The organism is Curtobacterium sp. NPDC090217, from assembly GCF_044746705.1.
Taxonomy (GTDB): domain Bacteria; phylum Actinomycetota; class Actinomycetes; order Actinomycetales; family Microbacteriaceae; genus Curtobacterium.
Genome location: NZ_JBIVCR010000001.1, coordinates 1251528 through 1269687, shown reverse-complemented (window position 1 = coordinate 1269687; position 18160 = coordinate 1251528). Strand labels below are relative to the sequence as shown.

Sequence of the window (18160 nt, the reverse complement as noted above, 5' to 3'; positions counted from 1 at the left end):
TACGGATGTATAGGCTCGCCCTCGATGACTCGTCCCGCCCAACGCCCCACGCACTCCCTCACCGCCCTGCGTCTGCGCCTGGCGGTGACCGGGTTCGCCCTGCTCGGGCTGACCGGCACGCTCGTCCTCGACGCTCCTCCGGCCAGCGCGGCGACCTACCCCTCGTGGGACGACGTCCTCGCCGCCCGCGGGCAGGAGTCGGCGAAGAACGGCCAGATCGCCGACATCCAGGACCTGATCGGGCAGCTCGGGGCGAAGGCCGACGCCGCCGTCGCCGAAGCCGAAGCACGCGGCAACGAGTACTCGGTCGCGCAGCGGAAGGCCCAGCGCGCCGCCGAGAAGGAACAGACGCTCCGCGCGGACGCGGAGGAGCACGCCGAGATCGCCGAGCAGAGCGCCGCGCAGGCCGGGCAGTTCGCCGCGCAGATGGCCAGGTCCGGCGGCGCGGACGTCACGACGAGCGTGCTCACCGGTGGCGAGGACGCACGTGACCTGCTGTACGACCTCGGCGCGCTGAGCAAGCTCTCCGAGCAGGCGGAGCGCGTCGAAGCCGCGGCCACCGCCGACGCCGCCGTCGCCCGGGCGCTCTCCGGGCAGGCCGACCGTGCCGCGCTGGCGCTGGCCGACCTCGCGAAGGCGGCCGAGGAGCGCATGGCCGAGGCACAGGCGGCATCCGACCGTGCCCAGGTGGCCTACGACGAGCAGCAGGACAACAAGGCGCGACTCGAAGCACAGCTCGCGACGCTGAAGTCCGGCCGTGTCCGGACCGAGGCCGAGTTCGCCAAGGGCGAGGCCGAGCGCAAGGCAGCCGCGGAGCGTGCGGCCCGTGAAGCCGCGGCGGCAGCGGCACGTGCGGCAGCCGCGGCGAACAGCGGCGGCGGGTCGGGTGGCGGCGGCGGTGGGGCCGTCGGGTCGGGCTCCGGCAGCGGGTGGGTCCGTCCCGCCGGCGGCTGGATCACGAGCTCGTACGGCACGCGTGTGCACCCCATCACGGGCGCGACGAGCTTCCACGACGGCATCGACCTCGGCAGCGGCTGCTCGACGGCGATCGTCGCCGCGTCGGCCGGCACGGTCGAGTACGTCGGGTGGTACGGCGGGTACGGCAACTACGTGCGGATCAACCACGGCAACGGCGTGAAGAGCGCGTACGGCCACATCGTCAGCGGTGGGTTCCGTGTGTCTCCCGGGCAGCAGGTCGCCGCGGGGACCCTCGTCGCGCTCGTCGGGTCCACGGGGAACTCGACCGGGTGCCACCTGCACTACGAGACCCACGTGGGCGGTGGCACCACCAACCCGGTGCCGTTCATGGCCGCGCGCGGGGTCGGCTTCTAGCGGTCCCGACGCCCTCGGGTCAGACCTCGTCCTAGACCTCGTCCTCGTCGAGGTTCCAGAGGGCGCGGTACCAGGCCGTCCGTTCCTCGTCGAAGGGGACGCCGTACGCCTCGTGGAACAGCTGCTCCCATCCGGGACCGTGGTTCCACCCGAGTGCCATCGTGGCGACGGCGATGTCGGCCCAGCGGTCGGCGATCCCGAGCGCGCCGAGGTCGACGTGCCCGTACCAGCGCCGGTCCGCCCCGATGAGGGTGTTCGGCGTGCAGGGGTCGCCGTGACACACCACCGTGCGGTCCGACGCCGGCTCGGGGCCGAGCGCCGCGGGGTCGGACCCGGCCGCACGCGCCCGCGCCGTCCGGTCGGACGTCGACCACGCGAAGGGGCAGCCGTCGACCGGCAGTGTGTCGTGCATCGCCCGGAGGCCCTCCCCCACGGCGATCACGGCGGTCCGGGGCTCGTCGCGCCATCGGGGGTCCACGGCGCTCCACCCTGGCAGCGCGCGGGTCCGGAGCCAGGCACCGTGCTCGTCCGCGTCGTGTTCGACGACCTCCGGCACGCGGAGCCACCGGCCGGCCCAGGTCAGACGTGCCGCTTCGGCCGCGATCCAGGCCGCGTAGTGGGTCGGCACCCACTTGACGTACTCCTCGGCGGACCCGACGCTCCCGTCGCCGCCGATGCGGAACGTCTTCCCGCCGATCTCGTTCACCCACACGGGGACGGCTCGTCGATCGCCGACGATCCGGGCGACGGGCTCCGGCACCGTGACGGGGGCGTCGGGGGTCTGCGACCCGAGGGAGCTCATCGTCAGTGCACGCGATCCGGCCGGGACGACCCCGATCCCCCGCGCGCGATCTGCAGGAGGACGGGCAACCGCTCGCCGAGCAGCGCGTCGAGGTCGGTGACGATGTCCTCGATCCGGTCGGCGATCTCCCGCGGCGACGCACCCTTCCGCGGGCGGACCTTGATGCGCAGCGCCCGGCGGCGGCGTACCCGGTAGACGTCGACCGCGAGCGAGGCGACCTGCGGGAGGTCCCCGATGGCTGACGAGAGCGCGTGCTGGACCGCAGCGGCGTCGATGCGGACCTCGCCGGGGAGCCCGTCCGCGGCCCCGTCGTCCTCGATCACGGTGCCGACACGGCCACCGCCGAGTGTCGTGAGGACGGCCAGCGCGAGGACGCCGAGCACGACCGCTCCGCCGAGCACCCACGCCCACGCGGCGATCGAGGCGTCACGGGATGCGTCCGCACCGAGGTCGCCGAGCGACGCGCGGGCCGCCTGGTGCCAGAGATCGGCGGCTTGCGGGACCGTCTGCACGAGCACGGTGCCGAGTCCCCCGACGAGCAGTGCCAGCCCGACGAGGACGAGGGCGATGCGTCCGAGTGCCCGGTTCGTGGCGTTCATCCGTCCACCCGTCCGGTCGGCTGGACACGGACCCGAGGGGTGATCGACGGCGTGGTGTCGATCTCCGCGAACTCGCGCTCGACGGCGTCGGTCGCAGCGACTGCCGGCACGTCGACACCGGCAGCCGGACGGAGGACGACCTCGACGGTGCGACGGCCGACGGTTCCCACGGCCGCGTCGGGTCCGAGTCGTGTGGCGCTCCGGGCAGCGCGTGCCGCGGCGGAGGCGAGGACCTCGTCGTCCACGACGATCGCGAGCCGCCTGGACGACATCGTGTGGCGGGGGCGTCGCTGCGGCAGGACGCCCTGCAGCAGGAACACCAGGCCGATGACCGCGACGACGGCGCCGGTGACGACCACGATGGCGTCCACGAGTCCGCGTGGCGCACGGGCGGCACCGTCGACGACGGCACGGGGATCGATGCCGAGGACGTTCTGGTCGAGGAACACCAGCGCCGCGGCGAACACGGCGGCTGCGGCGACGACGAGTGCGACGAGGACGGCGACGACCACGCTGCCCGAACGCGAGACGTGGGTCTCGCGCCGCAGGACGCGGCGGTACACAGCGTCGTGCTCCCCCGATGCCGGCGCAGACTGCGACGGGATCGGTGACGACACCGGCGGCGAAGCCGGTGGCGGGATCGAGCTCATCGGACTCTCCTCGGGGCGTCGACGACCGACGACGCGAACGTGATGGTGACCCGCTCGACCTGTCGCCCGGTGATGGTGTTCAGACGCTCGGCGATGGTCGCGCGAGCCCGGTGCGCCGTGTGGACCACCGGTTCGTCGGGCACCGCGTGGGAACCGAGCACGGGCACCGCGAGTGGGGAGGTGATCTCGACCGCCAACGATCCGCGACCGTCGTCGGCGACCCGGGCACGGACCTCCCGGACGGGTGTGCGGAGCGCTTCCGCCGCGACGGCCTGCGCGGTCCGGACCAGCGCGGTCGTGCCGATGCGGTCGTACCCGGCGACGCGCGGCACCGCGACCGCACGGGACGGCGCGGTACCGGACGAGGCGATCGGCGGCACGTCGGCCGCCGGACTCACGACGAGCTCCGGCGTCCGCGCAGCACGTCGAGCAGGCGTCGGAAGTCGATGTCCCCGGTGACGATCCGCGCCACGACACCGCCGACGATCATGAAGACGGCCACGACGACGAACGCCCAGAAGCCGAGCGTGACCGCGACGACGGCCAGGAGGGCGCCGACCCCCATCCCGACGACGGTGGCGTTCACCGGACGCGACCCTCGGCCTCGTCGGGTGCGCCGCCCAGTGCCGGGATGTTGACGTCGTTGATCGCGATGTTGACCTCGGTGACCTCGAGGCCGACGAGCTCGGTGACGGCGTCGGTCACGGCCGCGCGGACAGCGGACGCGACCTCCATCATCGGCGTCGGGTAGTCGACCACGATCGTCAGGTCGACGGCGACCTGGGTCTCGCCGACCTCGACGCGGACGCCCTGGCCGAGTGCGCTGGAGCCGATGGCGTCACGGATGGCACCGAAGGCCCGCGCCGCGTTGCCGCCGAGGGCGAAGACGCCGGGCACGTCGCGGGCGGCGATGCCCGCGATCTTCGCGACGACCTGGTCGTCGATGATGGTCTTGCCGGCGCTGGTCACCTGCGTGGTGACGCTCCCGGTGGTCGGGTTCCCGTCGACGCGGTTCGTCGTCGATGCCATGATCGTGCTCCTCACGCTCCGTGCGATGTCGTGCTTCCAGGGAACACCATCGTGCCGCACGCCGCCCGACCAGCGGCATCCCCGCGTCGCCCGCACCGCGCCGTCGGTCGCGACCGGTAGGTTCGACACCATGCGCGTCGCGACCTGGAACGTGAACTCCGTCCGCACCCGAGTCGGCCGTGTCGTCGACTGGCTCGTCCGCGAAGACGTCGACGTGCTCGGCATGCAGGAGATCAAGTGCAAGCCGGAGCAGTTCCCGGTCGAGGCGTTCGAGGCCGCCGGCTACCAGGTCGAGGCGCACGGCCTGAACCAGTGGAACGGCGTCGCGTTCGCCAGCCGCCTGCCGATGACCGACGTCACCCGTGACTTCCCCGGCCAGCCCGGCTTCCTCAAGGGACACGAGGGTCCCGATCTCCCCGTCGAGGCCCGCGCGATCGGCGTCACCGTCGACGACGTCCGGCTCTGGAGCCTGTACGTCCCGAACGGCCGGGAGATCGGTGACCCGCACTACACGTACAAGCTCGACTGGCTCGCGCAGCTGGCCGACAGCACCACGTCGTGGCTCGAGGCGGACCCGGACCTGAAGCTCGCGCTGATGGGCGACTGGAACGTCGCACCGCTCGACTCCGACGTCTGGGACGTCTCCGTCTTCGAGGGGCACACGCACGTCACCGAGCCGGAGCGCGCCGCCTTCCGCGCGTTCGAAGAACGGGGGCTGCAGGACGTCGTCCGACCCCTGGTGCCGTCGGGCTACACCTACTGGGACTACAAGCAGCTGCGGTTCCCCCGTGGCGAGGGCATGCGCATCGACTTCGTCATGGGATCGCAGGGGTTCGCCGACGTCGTCACGGGTGCGTCCATCCACCGGGACGAGCGGAAGGGCGACGCCCCGAGCGACCACGTGCCGGTCGTCGTGGACCTCGATCTCGAGACCTCCCTCGACGACGACCGCCCGATGATCTTCTGACGCGCGCGGCGCGCGGGCGCGCCCGCGCACCGCGCCCGGGCGCGCCCGCGCACCGCGCCCGCGCGCTGCGCAGTCCGCACCCACCGGTCACGACACCCCGCTCGGGTCTGCCGACAGGCCACGAAGCGTCGGTCGCGACGACCGTCGCCGACGGTCTGCGACCGCTCGACGCGCGGCCGACGGGGTGTCGCGACCACTCGACGCGCGGCGCGGGGTTGGCCGAACGGGAGGCCCGTGGCGGGCTGATACCGCGCCTCCCGTCCGTCGGTGGACCGCCGCCACCGCGCGCCGCGGTCCCGCGCCCGCGCCCGCGCAGCCCGCACCCACCGGTCGCAACACCCCGCTCGCGTCTGCCGACAGGCCACGAAGCGTCGGTCGCGAGGACCGTCGCCGACGGTCTGCGACCGCTCGACGCGCGGCCGACGGGGTGTCGCGACCACTCGACACGCGGCGCGCCGCCGGCCCGCGCGCTACGGGTGCAGGAGCGCGGCGATCGCGACGAGCACCGGGACGGCGCCGAGCGTCGAGATGAGCACCACGTCACGGGCGACGGGCACCGCCGCGTCGTACCGCTGCGCGTAGTTGAAGACGTTCTGCGCCGCCGGCAACGCCCCGAGCGTCGTCAGGACGAACACCTGCTGGTCGTCGAGCCCGAACACGAACCGTGCGAGCACGAACGCCACCGCTGGCATCACGACGAGCTTGATCGACGACGCCACGATGACGTCCGTCCGGATCGCCGGGTCACGGAGGGGTGCAGCGCCGTGCAGGCTCATCCCGAACGACAGCAGCACGAGCGGCACGGCGGCGGCACCGACGAGCGAGAACGGCTCGAGCACCGGGTCCGGCAGCTCGATCCGGAAGGCGGAGAACACCAACCCCGTCAGCGAGGCGATGATCAGCGGGTTCGTCACCGGCCCGAGCACCCGGCGCTTCCACCCGCCCCCGGACGCCGTCGCGGTGTCGAGCACGGTCAGAGCGATCGGGGCCATCACGACGAGCTGCAGCAGGATGACGGGCACGACGGCGGTGGCCTGCCCGAGCACGTACACGGCGACCGGCAGGCCGATGTTGTTCGCGTTCACGTAGCTCGCAGCCAGCGCCCCGACCGTCGTCGTCGTGATCGAGCGCCGCAGCACCAGGGCGAACACGAGCGCCGTGCCGAGCGCCACGAGCACGGCACTGAGCAGCGACACCCAGAGCATCGGCGACACCAGCGACGCGATGTCCGCCGTGGCGATCGTGTGGAAGAGCAGGCACGGCATCAGCACGAAGAACGCCAGTCGGCTGATCACGAACTGGGCGTGCGGCCCGAGGAGCCCGATACGCCCGACGACGTACCCGGCCGCGATGATCGCGCCGATGATCGCGAAGCCGATCAGAACGCCACTCATCACCCCCATCCTGTCAGTCCCGCGGCAGCCCCGCACCGGGCGCGGCAACGGGTGCGGCACCGCCCGACATGTGACGTCGTACAGACCGGAAATGCGAACGCATCGAATACCGTTGACGGCATCATGACCAACGCCACGACGCTCACCCGTTCGACCGACTCGAGCCAGCCGCTCGTCCCGCTCCTCGAGGAACGTTGGAGCCCCCGCTCCTACGACGAGACCGCGACGATCTCCGACGAGCAGCTCGACGCCGTGCTCGAGGCCGCTCGCTGGGCACCGTCGGCCATGAACCTGCAGCCACGCCGGTTCGTCGCCGCGCGCCGTGGCACGGACGCTTTCCGGAAGATCACGGACAACCTGCTCGGCTTCAACGCCGGTTGGGCGTTCCGCGCGAGCGCCCTCGTCGTGGGCATCCTCGAGACGACGAACGAGCAGGGCGAGCCGCTCCGCTACGCCGAGTACGACCTCGGCCAGTCCCTCGCGGCGCTGACCGTCCAGGCGCACGCCGAGGGCCTGCACGTCCACCAGATGGCCGGCATCGACGCCGCCGGCCTCGCCGCCGCCTTCGACCTGCCGGAGCGCTTCGTGCCCTTCACCGTCACGGCGATCGGCACCGTCGCGGACCCGTCGCAGCTCGAGGAGAAGGCCGCAGAGCGTGAGGTCGCCCCGCGCACCCGCATCGCACTCGACGAGGTCGTCCTCGTCAAGGAGTAACCACACCAGCAGCACGACCGCGGCCGGGACCCGCACGGGGATCCCGGCCGCGTAGTATGTACAGACATGCAGCCCGAGATGAACTTCTACACCCGCAAGTGGGTCCGGCCGGAGGACCTCAACGCGAACGGCACGCTCTTCGGTGGCAGCCTGCTCCGCTGGATCGACGAAGAGGCCGCGGTGTACGCGATCATCCAGCTCGGCAACGGCAAGGTCGTCACCAAGTACATGTCCGAGATCGAGTTCGTCTCCTCGGCGAAGGAGGGCGACATCGTCGAGATCGGCCTCGTCGCGACCCGGTTCGGCCGGACCTCGCTGACGATGCGGGCCGAGGCGCGGAACCTCTTCACGCACCGCAGCATCCTCACCATCGACGAGGTCGTGTTCGTCAACCTGGACGTCGACGGCAACCCGGCCCCGCACGGCTACACGGAGATCACGTACGCTCGCGACCGGGTTCCCGCAACGATCCACTGATCCCCGCAGCCCTGAGGATCGGGGACATGTCGCATGACAGAATCGACGGCATGACCGCACCACGTCTCGTCGCGTTCGATCTGGACGACACCCTCGCCCCGTCGAAGTCCGCGCTCGACCCGCGCATGCTCGACACCTTCGCCGCCCTGCTCGACGTGGTCCCGGTCGCCGTGATCAGCGGCGGCAACTTCCACCAGTTCGAGCAGCAGCTCGTGACGCCCCTGCGACACCGTGACGGTCTCACGCTCGACGACCTGCACCTGCTCCCCACCTGCGGCACCCGGTACTACCGCTGGTCCGACGACGACTGGGCGCTGCAGTACGCCGAGGACCTCACCGACGCCCAGAAGCAGCAGGCCCTCGCCGCGGTCGAGTCCCAGGCGAAGGCCGCCGGCTACTGGGAGTCCGAGACCTGGGGCGCCATCCTCGAAGACCGCGGTTCACAGATCACGTTCTCGGCCCTCGGTCAGGCCGCGCCCGTCGCCGCGAAGAAGGTGTGGGACCCGACAGGTGCCAAGAAGGACGACCTCCGGCGCCGCGTGCAGGCCGAGCTCCCCGACCTCGAGGTCCGTTCCGGCGGATCCACCAGCATCGACATCACCCGCAAGGGCATCGACAAGGCGTACGGCATGCAGCGTCTGGCCGAGCTCACCGGCATCGCGCTCGACGACATGCTGTTCGTCGGGGACCGCCTCGACCCCGAGGGCAACGACTACCCGGTGAAGGCGCTCGGCGTCCCCTGCCACGCGGTGGAGGGCTGGGAGGACACGGACGCGTTCCTCACCGAGCTGATCCCGACGCTCGGTCGCGCCCGCGCCTGACGGCGCAGCCCCGGAACGGCGCAGCCCCGGAACGGCGCAGCCCCGGAACGGCGCAGCCCCGGACAGGAGGCCCGGGTCGGCCCCGTCAGGGCAGGCTGCGGACCGCCTCGACGAACGCCCGGATCTTCGCCGGGTCCTTGACGCCGCGCTCGGACTCGACACCGCTCGACACGTCGACCCCGTCGGGGTCCAGGCTCTCGACCGCAGCCACGACGTTCGCCGGCGTGAGGCCCCCTGCGAGGATCCACGCTTCGTCGACCTTGCCGGTGACGGACGCGGGATCGATCAGCCGTCCGCTGCCGGGCACCGCGGCGTCGAGCAGCAGCAGGTCGTGGTCGTACGACGCCCGCTGTTCCGCGGACTCGGCGAGGTAGGCCTCCGCCGACACCGCTCGGATCGTGAAGAACCCGGCGTCCCGGGCACGCGCGAAGTCGGTCGCCGACTCGCCGCCGTGCAGTTGGAGGGTCGTGAGGCCCACCGCTGACGCGATCCCGACGATCTCGTCGATCTCCTGGTCGCGGAACACGCCGACGGCGTCGATCCCGTCCGGCACCCGCTCGACGAGCTCCTTCGCGAGGTCGGCGGTCACGGTCCGGGGACTGCCAGCGGCGAAGACGAACCCGACCGCGTCGGCACCGGCGTCGATGGCGGCGTCCACGGTCTCGGGCGTCGACAGGCCGCAGATCTTGATCCAGCGCTGGTCGGTCATGCAACCCATCCTGCACGAAACGACAGCCGTGCGGGTGCGCCGACGGCGATCAGTGGAGCGTGCCGGCGACGTAGCTCAGGCCGCACGCGAGCAGCACCGCGACGACCGCGAAAGATCCGGTCAGGATGTTGCGTCGGCGCCACCGCTTGACGGCCACGAAGGTGCCGCGCTTGGCGTGCCGGTGCGCTGCCCGGTGCATCCGGTGGTCGCGCTTGTGCGCCGTCCGGCTCGGGCCGAGCGGCACCGGTCCGGTGACCTGCACCGATCCGCCTCGGAGCGCACGGGCGACGGCGACGGCGGTCGGTCGACGAGCCGGGTCACGGTCGGTCATGCGCAGGAGCAGCTCGCGCCACTCCGGTCCGACGGACTCGGGGACCTCCGGGCTGTTCCGGAGCCGAGCGAGTGCGGCTTCGACGAGGGTGCCGGAGTACTCCTGGTGCCCGGTCAGGGCCTCGAGCAGGACGAGCCCGAGGGAGTACACGTCCGTCGCGAAGCTGATCGGCTCGCCGGCGACCTGCTCGGGGCTGAGGTACGCCGCCGTGCCGATGATGGTGCCGTCGTTCGTCAGGCGCGATCCGTCGACGAAGTGCGCGACGCCGAAGTCGGTCAGCTTGACCGTCCGGGCGAACCCAGACGAGCCCTCGTCGCTGATGAGGATGTTGGCGGGCTTCACGTCGCGGTGCACGATCCCGCGGGAGTGCACGTACGCCAGGGCGTCGGCGAGCTGCGCGCCGAGGTCGGCGACCTCGTAGTTGTGCAGCGCCCCCTCGGCCAGTCGGCGGAGCAGGGTCGTGTCGGCGATGAGCTCCATCACGATGTACCGGTGCGGACCGTCCGAGAACTCGTGCGTGCCCGCGTCGTAGAGCGGGATGAGGCCGGGGTGCGACAGCATGCTGAGCAGCCGGATCTCGCGTTCCTGGCGGACCCGGTCGGCCGTCGTCATGGCCTGCGGCGTCGCGAAGAGCTTCACGGCGACCAGTCGGTAGGTGTGCTCGTCGCGGGCTTCGTACACGGATCCCATGCCGCCCGTGCCGATGAGCCGGGACAGCCGGTAGCGGCCGGAGAGGATGGTCTCCGTCCGTCCGTTGGCGACAAGGGTCATCGTGCGGTTCGATCCGTCGGGAGCCAAGGAGAGGCGAAGGTTGCTCGCAAGATGACTCGTCGACCACGGTACGCGCGAACGGGGCCGAACGCGCGGGTGTTATGACTTCGTGACGAGGGGTACATCCCTGAGTTCATGCGGATGCATCGGGGTCTACCCTCTCGGGGACACCACCGAGAAAGGACCCGTCATGGCGCTGTCGAAGGGCGACGAGGTGCACTGGAACACCTCGCAGGGGAAGACCACCGGAACGCTCGTCCAGAAGCGTGTGCGCGACTTCGAGTTCGACGGGCAGCAGTTCAAGCCGACGGACGACGACCCCTACTGGATCGTGGAGTCCGAGAAGACCGGCAAGCGCGCTGCACACAAGGAGTCGGCGCTCACGAAGGCCTGACGCGGCTCAGTCCCCTGCGGGCTCGGCGCGACGACGGCCGCGTTCAGCACGGCTGGCGCGAGCGGCACGACCACGGCGGATCCGTCGCACGACGAACACGACGACGACCCCGGCGATCGCCGCGTACATCCCGCGGTCGATCCACTCGGTGTAGCCCTCGATCCGCTCGTACTGCGTGCCGAGCGCCGCGCCGCCGAGCACCAGCAGGCTGTTCCAGACGCCGGAGCCGATGATCGTGAACAGCGAGAACGACCAGAGGTTCATCCGGTCGGCACCGGCCGGCAGCGAGATCAGGCTGCGCACGATCGGGACCAGCCGCCCGAAGAGGACCGCGCCGCGCCCGTGCCGGTGGAACCACGCGGCGGCCTTGCGGAAGTCGTCCTCGTCGACGAGCGGCAGCTTGCCCAGCCAGCGGACGGTCCGGTCGAACCCGATCACCCGGCCGAGCCAGTAGAGCACCAGTGCACCGACGTAGGAACCGAGCGTCGCGAGGACCAGGACGAGCGCCAGGTTCATCCGCCCGGCACCGGCGAGGAACCCCGCGAGCGGCAGGATGACCTCGGACGGGATCGGCGGGAAGACGGTCTCGACGAAGAGCATCAGCGCGACGCCCCACTCGCCGAGCATGTCGATGAGCTGGAGCACCATCCCCGACAACCCACCCATCTCGGCGTCAGGAGAGGACGTGGCGGCGGCGAGGGCAGTCGTCATGCAGCAATCGTCCCTGAGTGCCCTGACAGGCGGCAGGACGCGACCTGCGGATCAGCCCAGGCCCATGTGCGACGCCCGCACGTGCGTCAACGACCGGGCCAGCGCACCCCTGGCGACCGCGTCCCGCCCGACCGTCGACGGCACGATCTCCACCGGGTGCCGGAGCTGCGGGCCGACGGCCTCCGCGAGCGCCGCGCAGAACACCGCTGCAGCAGGCAGGACCTCTCCCCCCACGACGACGACCTCCGGATCGATCGTCGCGACGAGCTGCGCGACCCCGGTCGCGACGTCCGCGGCGAGCGCCCGGACGATCTCGGCGGCAGCCGGGTCGCCGTGCCCGGCCGACTCCATGACGGACTCGAGGTCCGCGCCGGACGGGATCCGGGCCTCCAGTCGGGCCGGCGCGCCGGGCCAGCCGGTCGATGCCAGGCCACCCACCTCGCCCGCCGCTCCCCTGGCGCCACGCGCCAGCGTGCCGTCGACGAGGTAGGCCGCGCCGATCTGCCGCCCCATCACCAGGTAGAGCGCGTCGCGCGCACCCGTGAACCGGCCCCACATCGTCTCGGCGGTCGCGGCGAGCTTCGCGTCGTTGTCGAAGAAGGTGGGGGCCGTCGGGAACAGGTCCTGGATGCGGCCGGGCATGCGGCCCTCGACCCACTGCGGCACGGCGATCGTGTAGTCGATGGCGCCGTCGCGGTCGACGACGGCGGGGACGCCGAACGTCGCGGCGAGGAGGCGGCCGGCTCCCGGCGTCGAGGTCAGGCGCTGCACGACGTCCTGCACGCTCGCCCACGCCTGGTCCGCCGAAGCGAGGTCCGGGTAGACCTCCTCCACCCGGGCGATCTCGTTGCCGCGGAGGTCGGCGAGGAGCCCGACGATGCCGTGCAGCCCGAGGTCCACGCCGAGGACCGACCCGGCGCCGGCATCGGCTCGGAACCGCTTGGCCCGGCGCCCGGCCTTGTTCGGGGTGACGATCGCGTCGGCCTCCCGCGCCCAGCCCTCGGCGACGAGGTCGGCGAGCGACGCCTCGACCGTCGGCCGCGAGAGCCCCACGGTGCGCCCCAGCTCGGTGACGGTGACGGACGCGTCGCTGCGGAACAGTTCGTCGAGGATGGCGCGCGAGTTCACCAGGCGCAGGGCACCCGGCGTGCTCATCGTTGACAGGGTCTCGTTCACGGCCATAGCCTCATATTACGAAAGATCATTGAGGAATGGTGGACTCCGACATGCTCATCCCCCGCCCGCGCCTGTCGACCCCCGGTGTCGGCTCGTTCGAGATCACGCCGACGACCCGCATCGCCGCAGACGCCGCGAGCGAGTCCGTGCGGCTGTACCTGCAGCAGACGCTGCGGGGGTCCACCGGGCTGCCGGTGCGCGACGCCGAGACCCCGGGGATCGACGTGATCCGCCTGCGCGTGGCGGACGACACGCAGGCAACAGGCGACGCGGACGCGGCACTCCCGACCGGCCCCGCCGGGTCCACCGCCGAGTCGTTCCGCCTCACCGTGACACCGGACGGCATCGACGTCCTCGGCGGCAGCGCGGCCGGCGTGTTCTACGGCGTGCAGGCTCTCCTCCAGCTGTTCCCCGCCGACGTCTACCGCAAGGGCCGGGTCGGCACCGGGCCCTGGACCGTCGCGGTGCAGACCGTCGAGGACGCCCCCGCGTTCGCCTGGCGCGGCGTCATGCTCGACGTCGTCCGGCACTTCCGCACCAAGGCCGAGGTCCTCCGCGTCATCGACCAGCTCGCGGCGCACCGCATCAACACGCTGCACTTCCACCTCACGGACGACCAGGGCTGGCGCATCGAGATCCGGAAGTACCCGCGCCTGACCGAGATCGGCTCGTGGCGCCGCGAGTCCCAGGTCGGCGCGCACGTCCCGGACGCCGACGGGGTCATGCGACCGCAGGGCTTCGACGGCCGACCGCACGGCGGCTACTACACGCAGGACGACATCCGCGAGATCATCGCCTACGCGGCCGACCGGTTCGTCACGGTCGTCCCGGAGATCGAGACCCCCGGGCACGTCCGCGCCGCACTCGCCGCGTACCCGGAACTCGGCGTGCACCCGGAGGCCGGGGTCGAGGTCTGGACGGAGTGGGGCATCGCCGAGGACGTCCTGAACGCCGACGACGCGACGATCGACTTCTTCAAGGGCGTCTTCGACGAGGTCGTCGACCTGTTCCCGAGCGCGTACATCGGCCTGGGCGGCGACGAGTGCCCGAAGGTGCAGTGGGAACAGGACCCCCGCACGCAGGAGCGCATGCGGTCGCTCGGGCTCGCGGACGAGGAACAGCTCCAGGCCTGGATCATCGGGCAGCTCGCGGCGCACATCGAGTCGAAGGGCCGTCGGGCGTTCGGCTGGGACGAGATCCTCGAGGGCGGGACGCTCTCGGAGTCGGCCACGGTCGTCTCGTGGCGGGGGCTCCGCGGCGCGTCGACGGCGGCGAAGCGCGGGCACGACGTGATCTCCTCGCCTGATGACCAGGTGTACCTCGACTACCGTCAGAGCGACCTGCCGAACGAGCCGATCCCGGTGTCGATCGTGCTCACCGTGGACGACGTCTTCGCGTTCGACCCGGTGCCGGCCGACCTGACCGACGACGAGCGCGCCCATGTCATCGGCGGCCAGGGGAACATGTGGTGCGAGCACGTGGACACCGTCCGGAAGCTCGACTACCAGCTCTTCCCACGGGTCGCGGCACTGTCCGAGGCGCTCTGGTCCGCAGATGTCACCGGACCCCGGGACCTCGCGGACTTCCGCGGGCGGCTGGCGGAGCACCTCGCGCGACTCGAGGCGATGGGCATCGAGTACCGCCACGAGACCGGCCCGTTCCCGTGGCAGGAGCGTCCTGGCGTCCCCGGTCGACCCGGGACGCGCGAGGAACGTGCCGCGTACATCGACGCGATCACGGCGAACATCGCGGACTGACGTTGCACATACCAGATACCAGCCGATAGGTTGGTGTCCATGGACAGGTGCACTGCGTCGGCCTCCGACGACTTCGACCTCGACGCGCTGATCGGCCGGCACCCGGCCGATCACGAGCTCGAACTGCCGATCGACTTCGTCCGCGGTCGGACCGTGCTCGTCACCGGCGCCGGCGGGTCGATCGGCAGCGAACTCTGTCGGCAGCTGATGCGCTCGGACCCGGCCGAGGTCATCATGCTCGACCGCGACGAGACGGCCCTGCAGCAGGTGCAGGTGTCGGTCGCGGGGCACGGGCTGCTCGACACGAAGGACGTCGTACTCGCCGACATCCGCGACGCGTCGACGATCCGGCAGGTGCTGCTCGACCGCCGTCCCGACGTGGTCTTCCACGCCGCGGCGCTCAAGCACCTCCCGATGCTCGAGCAGTACCCGGACGAAGGGTGGAAGACGAACGTCCTCGGGACCCGCAACGTGCTCGCCGCCGCGGTCGAGTCCGGCGTCCAGACGCTCGTGAACATCTCCACGGACAAGGCCGCGAACCCGACGAGCGTCCTCGGGCAGACGAAGCGCCTGGCCGAACGGCTGACGGCGTGGACCGCGGCGGAGACGGGTCGCGACTACGTGTCCGTCCGGTTCGGCAACGTCCTCGGCAGTCGCGGGTCGATGCTGCCGCTGTTCGGGGAGCTCATCCGTGCCGGGCGCCCGGTGACGGTCACCCACCCGGATGCCACGCGCTACTTCATGTCCATCCCCGAGGCATGCCACCTGGTGATCCAGGCCGCCGCGATCGCTCGGCCCGGCGAGGTCCTGGTGCTCGACATGGGCGAACCGGTCCGCATCCTCGACGTCGCCCGTCGGATGATCGCCGCGATGGGCGGCACCTCGGACATCGTCTTCAGCGGCCTGCGCCCCGGCGAGAAGCTGCACGAGGACCTCATCGGGCGGGGCGAGACCGAACGACGACCCGTGCACCCGAAGATCTCGCACGCATCGGTCCCCGTGCTCGACCCCGCCACCTTCGACGGGCCGCTGCACACCGACACCGCCCCGCTCCTGCTGGCCGCTTGACGCGGGTCGCGGGCCCGGGCACGGGCACGGCCCTGTCCCGGCCCGGGCCCTGTCCCGGCCCGGGCCCGGGCCCTGTCCCGGCCCGGGCCCGGGCAGAGCCGACCTGTCCCTTCCCGAGCGGCCACGACACCCCGCTCAGTTCCACCGACCGGTCGAAGGCCGTCGCTCCGCTGCTCGCCGAGCGACAGGATGTGACCAGTCGGCGCCACGCCGACGGTGGGTCGTGACCAGTCGGCGCCACGCCGACGACGGACGGGAGGCTCGGTGCCAGCTGGCACCGAGCCTCCCGCCCGTCCCGAGCCTCCCGCCCGTCCCGTGGTGACGCCCGCCCCGTGGTGACGCCCGCCCCGCGGTGACGCCCTACGCGGCGACCGCGACCCGGTCGTCGGCCGGCACGCCCACCGCTGCGGCGTCAGCCGCCGGCGCCCGACGCACCCACTTCTTCAGGCCGACCAGCACCAGCGCCGAGACGACGGTGCCCGCCAGGATCGCGACGATGAACATCGCGACGTCCCCGATGGCGAAGAACACGAAGATCCCACCGTGCGGCGCCCGCGAGGTCACACCGGCAGCCATCGAGATCGCACCGGTCACCGCGGCGCCGACCATCGACGCCGGGATGACGCGCAGCGGGTCGGCTGCGGCGAACGGGATCGCACCCTCGGAGATGAACGACGCACCGAGCAGCCACGCGGCCTTGCCGTTCTCGCGCTCGGGCTTCGTGAACCCCTTGCGGTAGAGCACGGTCGACGCGAGCGCCAGGGCCAGCGGCGGGACCATGCCGGCGGCCATGACCGCGGCCATGATCTCGAACGGCACGACGTTGGTGGCCGATCCGGCACCGAGACCCGCGACGGCGAACGCGTACGCCACCTTGTTCACGGGGCCGCCGAGGTCGAACGCCATCATGAGGCCGAGGATGATGCCGAGCATGACCGCCGAGGCGCCGCTCAGCGAGTTCAGCCAGGTGGTGAGCTGCGTCATCACCCAGGCGATCGGGCCGCCCAGCACCAGGAGCAGCAGACCGGAGGCGATGATCGACGCGAACAGCGGGATGATCACGACCGGCATCAAGCCGCGGAGCCAGCGCCAGACCGGGATGCGCCCGATCCAGTAGGCGGCGGCACCGGCGATGAGACCGCCGACCAGACCGCCGAGGAACCCGGCGTTCATGAACACCGCGATCGACCCGGCGACGAAGCCCGGAGCGATGCCGGGGCGGTCGGCCATGGCGTACGCGATGTACCCGGCGAGCGCTGCGACCAGGAAGCCGAGCGACACGCCACCGATCTGGAACGCGGCGGCACCGAGGTAGTACGCCAGGCCCTCCGGCGGCAGGTTCAGCAGCGTGTAGTGCGTCAGCGTGTACACGGCGTTGTTCTGACCCGAGTCGCCGTGGGTCAGCGCGATGCCGTACCCGGCGAGCAGGAACCCGAGCGCGATGAGCAGACCGCCGCCGGCGACGAACGGGATCATGTAGGAGACGCCGGTGAGGAGCCAGCGCTTGAGCGACTGCCCGAAGTGCTCGTCCTTCGCGGTGCTGGTGCCCGCCTCCGCCGCGGATCCGGTCACCCGTGCGGCGTTGGGGTCGTCCGCGGCACGGAGCGCCTCGGCGATCATCGCGTCGGGTTCGTCGACGCCGCGCTTGACCGGGCCGGACACGAGCGGCTTGCCGGCGAAGCGCGAACGGTCGCGGACGTCGACGTCGACCGCGAAGACGACCGCGTCGGCCCGGGCGATGAGCGCCGGGTCGAGCGGCTCGACCTGCGAGGACCCCTGCGTCTCGACGTGCATCTCGGCGCCGGCCCGCTGGGCGGCGGCGACGAGCGCGTCGGCTGCCATGTAGGTGTGGGCGATGCCGGTCGGGCAGGCGGTGACGCCGACGATGACCTTCCGGCCGGCGGTCGGTGCCGTGGTCGGCGCGGCCGGACTGGAGGCTCGGGGTGCGCCCGTCACGCCGGCGTCGGCGACCTCGCCGGTCACCTCGCGGTCGACCAGGTCGACGATCTCCTGCTGGGTCGTCGCGGCGCGGAGGGCGGCCGTGAAGTCATCGCGGATGAGCGCACGGGCCAGGGTCGAGAGGACGGTGAGGTGGTCCTTGTCCGCGCCCTCCGGCACGGCGATCATGAAGACCAGGTCCGCGTCGCCGTCCGGGGCGCCGAACGGCACCGTCCGGGCGAGCCTGCTCATCGCGAGTGTCGGTTCGGTGACCGAGGCCGACCGGGCGTGCGGGATGGCGATGCCACCGGGGACGCCGGTGCCGACGCTCGCCTCACGCTTGATGGCGTCCGCCGCGAGGGCGCCTCCGTCGGCGGCGCGGCCGGTCGCAGCGACGCGGTCGGCGAGGACGCGGATGACGTCGGACGAGGTGGCGCCGAGGTCCTCGTCGAGGCCGACGAGGGCGACGCTGATGAGGCCGGGACTCGTGTCCGAGCTGCGCGCAGCGGTCATGGTGTGC

Annotated in this window: 19 protein-coding genes and 1 pseudogene; 8 read left to right on the top strand and 12 right to left on the bottom strand. The window is 71.9% G+C overall.

What is annotated here, in order from left to right; genetic code table 11:
• Window positions 1-24: 24 nt before the first annotated feature.
• Window positions 25-1332, top strand: a complete 1308-nt coding sequence (locus tag ACIPJ2_RS06355; RefSeq protein ID WP_402728053.1) for a M23 family metallopeptidase — start codon at window positions 25-27, stop codon at window positions 1330-1332.
• Between the two features lie 31 nt (window positions 1333-1363).
• On the opposite strand, the gene ACIPJ2_RS06350 is transcribed toward ACIPJ2_RS06355, so the two are convergent.
• The 6 genes from ACIPJ2_RS06350 to ACIPJ2_RS06325 are packed head-to-tail and all read right to left on the bottom strand — an operon-like array spanning window position 1364 to window position 4412.
• Window positions 1364-2134 carry a phosphotransferase gene (locus ACIPJ2_RS06350; protein WP_402728052.1) on the bottom strand — a complete coding sequence of 257 codons (771 nt, stop codon included), beginning with the start codon at window positions 2132-2134 and terminating at the stop codon, window positions 1364-1366.
• A gap of 2 nt (window positions 2135-2136) precedes the next feature.
• The gene (locus ACIPJ2_RS06345; RefSeq protein ID WP_402728051.1) at window positions 2137-2733 is read right to left on the bottom strand and encodes a hypothetical protein; all 597 of its coding nucleotides are present in this window, start codon (window positions 2731-2733) and stop codon (window positions 2137-2139) included.
• A complete protein-coding gene (locus tag ACIPJ2_RS06340) occupies window positions 2730-3383 on the bottom strand; it encodes a hypothetical protein (protein WP_402728050.1) in 654 nt (217 codons plus the stop codon). The genes ACIPJ2_RS06345 and ACIPJ2_RS06340 overlap by 4 nt, the downstream gene beginning before the upstream one ends.
• Window positions 3380-3781, bottom strand: a complete 402-nt coding sequence (locus tag ACIPJ2_RS06335) for a hypothetical protein (protein WP_281266824.1) — start codon at window positions 3779-3781, stop codon at window positions 3380-3382. The genes ACIPJ2_RS06340 and ACIPJ2_RS06335 overlap by 4 nt, the downstream gene beginning before the upstream one ends.
• Entirely contained in the window at window positions 3778-3969 is a 192-nt protein-coding gene (locus tag ACIPJ2_RS06330) for a DUF2273 domain-containing protein (RefSeq protein WP_402728049.1), read from the bottom strand. The genes ACIPJ2_RS06335 and ACIPJ2_RS06330 overlap by 4 nt, the downstream gene beginning before the upstream one ends.
• Window positions 3966-4412 carry an Asp23/Gls24 family envelope stress response protein gene (locus ACIPJ2_RS06325; protein ID WP_281266822.1) on the bottom strand — a complete coding sequence of 149 codons (447 nt, stop codon included), beginning with the start codon at window positions 4410-4412 and terminating at the stop codon, window positions 3966-3968. The genes ACIPJ2_RS06330 and ACIPJ2_RS06325 overlap by 4 nt, the downstream gene beginning before the upstream one ends.
• A gap of 130 nt (window positions 4413-4542) precedes the next feature.
• On the opposite strand from ACIPJ2_RS06325, the gene ACIPJ2_RS06320 reads away from it, so the two are divergent.
• Complete coding sequence (locus ACIPJ2_RS06320) at window positions 4543-5379, top strand: exodeoxyribonuclease III (protein WP_402728048.1); 837 nt, start codon at window positions 4543-4545, stop codon at window positions 5377-5379.
• 470 nt (window positions 5380-5849) lie between these two features.
• Here ACIPJ2_RS06320 and ACIPJ2_RS06315 read toward each other — a convergent pair whose 3' ends face one another.
• Window positions 5850-6773, bottom strand: coding sequence for an AEC family transporter (locus ACIPJ2_RS06315; RefSeq protein WP_402728047.1), 924 nt, complete (start codon window positions 6771-6773; stop codon window positions 5850-5852).
• Window positions 6774-6896: 123 nt separating this feature from the next.
• Here ACIPJ2_RS06315 and ACIPJ2_RS06310 point away from each other — a divergent pair, with 123 nt between their 5' ends.
• The 3 genes from ACIPJ2_RS06310 (at window position 6897) to ACIPJ2_RS06300 (ending at window position 8785) form a co-directional block, all read left to right on the top strand.
• Window positions 6897-7487 carry a nitroreductase family protein gene (locus ACIPJ2_RS06310; RefSeq protein ID WP_402728046.1) on the top strand — a complete coding sequence of 197 codons (591 nt, stop codon included), beginning with the start codon at window positions 6897-6899 and terminating at the stop codon, window positions 7485-7487.
• A gap of 66 nt (window positions 7488-7553) precedes the next feature.
• Window positions 7554-7964, top strand: coding sequence for an acyl-CoA thioesterase (locus ACIPJ2_RS06305; RefSeq protein WP_281266818.1), 411 nt, complete (start codon window positions 7554-7556; stop codon window positions 7962-7964).
• Between the two features lie 50 nt (window positions 7965-8014).
• Window positions 8015-8785 (top strand): HAD-IIB family hydrolase, encoded by a 771-nt coding sequence (locus tag ACIPJ2_RS06300; RefSeq protein WP_281266817.1) that lies wholly within the window; start codon window positions 8015-8017, stop codon window positions 8783-8785.
• Window positions 8786-8870: 85 nt separating this feature from the next.
• On the opposite strand, the gene ACIPJ2_RS06295 is transcribed toward ACIPJ2_RS06300, so the two are convergent.
• Together ACIPJ2_RS06295 and ACIPJ2_RS06290 are read right to left on the bottom strand one after the other, a co-directional pair.
• On the bottom strand, window positions 8871-9494 hold the full coding sequence (locus tag ACIPJ2_RS06295) for a phosphoribosylanthranilate isomerase (protein WP_402728045.1): 624 nt from the start codon (window positions 9492-9494) through the stop codon (window positions 8871-8873).
• A 49-nt stretch (window positions 9495-9543) separates the two neighbouring features.
• A complete protein-coding gene (locus tag ACIPJ2_RS06290; RefSeq protein WP_402728044.1) occupies window positions 9544-10596 on the bottom strand; it encodes a serine/threonine-protein kinase in 1053 nt (350 codons plus the stop codon).
• A gap of 190 nt (window positions 10597-10786) precedes the next feature.
• Between ACIPJ2_RS06290 and ACIPJ2_RS06285 the strand changes: the two genes are divergently transcribed.
• Window positions 10787-10990 carry a DUF2945 domain-containing protein gene (locus ACIPJ2_RS06285; RefSeq protein ID WP_402728043.1) on the top strand — a complete coding sequence of 68 codons (204 nt, stop codon included), beginning with the start codon at window positions 10787-10789 and terminating at the stop codon, window positions 10988-10990.
• Window positions 10991-10996: 6 nt separating this feature from the next.
• Here ACIPJ2_RS06285 and ACIPJ2_RS06280 read toward each other — a convergent pair whose 3' ends face one another.
• Together ACIPJ2_RS06280 and ACIPJ2_RS06275 are read right to left on the bottom strand one after the other, a co-directional pair.
• Window positions 10997-11701, bottom strand: a complete 705-nt coding sequence (locus ACIPJ2_RS06280) for a DedA family protein (protein WP_402728042.1) — start codon at window positions 11699-11701, stop codon at window positions 10997-10999.
• A gap of 51 nt (window positions 11702-11752) precedes the next feature.
• The gene (locus ACIPJ2_RS06275; RefSeq protein ID WP_281266812.1) at window positions 11753-12877 is read right to left on the bottom strand and encodes an ROK family transcriptional regulator; all 1125 of its coding nucleotides are present in this window, start codon (window positions 12875-12877) and stop codon (window positions 11753-11755) included.
• Window positions 12878-12912: 35 nt separating this feature from the next.
• Between ACIPJ2_RS06275 and ACIPJ2_RS06270 the strand changes: the two genes are divergently transcribed.
• Window positions 12913-14634: a beta-N-acetylhexosaminidase gene (locus tag ACIPJ2_RS06270; RefSeq protein WP_402728041.1), complete on the top strand. Its 1722-nt coding sequence runs from the start codon at window positions 12913-12915 to the stop codon at window positions 14632-14634.
• Window positions 14635-14703: 69 nt separating this feature from the next.
• Window positions 14704-15702, top strand: a pseudogene (locus ACIPJ2_RS06265) (UDP-N-acetylglucosamine 4,6-dehydratase family protein); the annotation flags it as partial.
• Window positions 15703-16062: 360 nt separating this feature from the next.
• Here the strand turns inward: ACIPJ2_RS06265 and ACIPJ2_RS06260 are convergent.
• On the bottom strand, window positions 16063-18153 hold the full coding sequence (locus ACIPJ2_RS06260) for a fructose-specific PTS transporter subunit EIIC (RefSeq protein WP_402728040.1): 2091 nt from the start codon (window positions 18151-18153) through the stop codon (window positions 16063-16065).
• Window positions 18154-18160: the final 7 nt, after the last annotated feature.

Bases quoted from the DNA above. Each gene is read 5' to 3' on its own strand.
- ACIPJ2_RS06350 (WP_402728052.1), bottom strand. From the start codon at position 2,134: ATGAGCTCCCTCGGGTCGCAGACCCCCGACGCCCCCGTCACGGTGCCG.
- ACIPJ2_RS06285 (WP_402728043.1), top strand. From the start codon at position 10,787: ATGGCGCTGTCGAAGGGCGACGAGGTGCACTGGAACACCTCGCAGGGG.
- ACIPJ2_RS06260 (WP_402728040.1), bottom strand. From the start codon at position 18,153: ATGACCGCTGCGCGCAGCTCGGACACGAGTCCCGGCCTCATCAGCGTC.
- ACIPJ2_RS06295 (WP_402728045.1), bottom strand. From the start codon at position 9,494: ATGACCGACCAGCGCTGGATCAAGATCTGCGGCCTGTCGACGCCCGAG.
- ACIPJ2_RS06325 (WP_281266822.1), bottom strand. From the start codon at position 4,412: ATGGCATCGACGACGAACCGCGTCGACGGGAACCCGACCACCGGGAGC.
- ACIPJ2_RS06300 (WP_281266817.1), top strand. From the start codon at position 8,015: ATGACCGCACCACGTCTCGTCGCGTTCGATCTGGACGACACCCTCGCC.
- ACIPJ2_RS06340 (WP_402728050.1), bottom strand. From the start codon at position 3,383: ATGAGCTCGATCCCGCCACCGGCTTCGCCGCCGGTGTCGTCACCGATC.
- ACIPJ2_RS06315 (WP_402728047.1), bottom strand. From the start codon at position 6,773: ATGAGTGGCGTTCTGATCGGCTTCGCGATCATCGGCGCGATCATCGCG.
- ACIPJ2_RS06270 (WP_402728041.1), top strand. From the start codon at position 12,913: ATGGTGGACTCCGACATGCTCATCCCCCGCCCGCGCCTGTCGACCCCC.
- ACIPJ2_RS06310 (WP_402728046.1), top strand. From the start codon at position 6,897: ATGACCAACGCCACGACGCTCACCCGTTCGACCGACTCGAGCCAGCCG.
- ACIPJ2_RS06345 (WP_402728051.1), bottom strand. From the start codon at position 2,733: ATGAACGCCACGAACCGGGCACTCGGACGCATCGCCCTCGTCCTCGTC.
- ACIPJ2_RS06320 (WP_402728048.1), top strand. From the start codon at position 4,543: ATGCGCGTCGCGACCTGGAACGTGAACTCCGTCCGCACCCGAGTCGGC.
- ACIPJ2_RS06355 (WP_402728053.1), top strand. From the start codon at position 25: ATGACTCGTCCCGCCCAACGCCCCACGCACTCCCTCACCGCCCTGCGT.
- ACIPJ2_RS06280 (WP_402728042.1), bottom strand. From the start codon at position 11,701: ATGACGACTGCCCTCGCCGCCGCCACGTCCTCTCCTGACGCCGAGATG.
- ACIPJ2_RS06305 (WP_281266818.1), top strand. From the start codon at position 7,554: ATGCAGCCCGAGATGAACTTCTACACCCGCAAGTGGGTCCGGCCGGAG.
- ACIPJ2_RS06290 (WP_402728044.1), bottom strand. From the start codon at position 10,596: ATGACCCTTGTCGCCAACGGACGGACGGAGACCATCCTCTCCGGCCGC.